This window comes from Oceanospirillum sediminis (assembly GCF_014164585.1).
Taxonomy (GTDB): Bacteria; Pseudomonadota; Gammaproteobacteria; order Pseudomonadales; family Halomonadaceae; genus Oceanospirillum; species Oceanospirillum sediminis.
The window spans coordinates 1-362 of sequence record NZ_JACJFM010000220.1; the positions used below are offsets into that span (position 1 = coordinate 1).

The 362-nt window shown below is 35.6% G+C and carries 1 protein-coding gene; it reads right to left on the reverse strand.

Translation table 11 applies throughout. The features are described from left to right. Window positions 1-81 precede the first annotated feature (81 nt). On the reverse strand, window positions 82-362 hold a 281-nt coding region (locus H4O21_RS28475), incomplete at its 5' end, for a Bax inhibitor-1/YccA family membrane protein (protein WP_182812576.1).

The window sequence follows — 362 nt, forward strand, 5'->3', positions numbered from 1 at the left end:
ATCAAACGCAGTCAGCCCGTTACTACAGAATTTGAAATGCCTTTAATCGTTAAGGTTGAATAATAAAAAGCTTATTATTGATTAAAACCGAATGGCCAATTTTCGCATGAGTCGGAGAATTTCAACATATAACCAAACAAGCGTTACCAATAGTCCCCACGTAGCTAACCATTCCTTATATTTTGGAGATTTGTTCTTGTGCCGCTCAATATAATCAAAGTCCAGAAGCAAGGATAAAGAAGCAAAAATAGCCGCAACAATATTAAAAATGATAGCGGGCCAGGAAGTGCCCCAAATAAAAACTTTGATGCCAAAGAAACTAAGTATCCATGAAATGATATATATCACAAAAATGCTTGTTG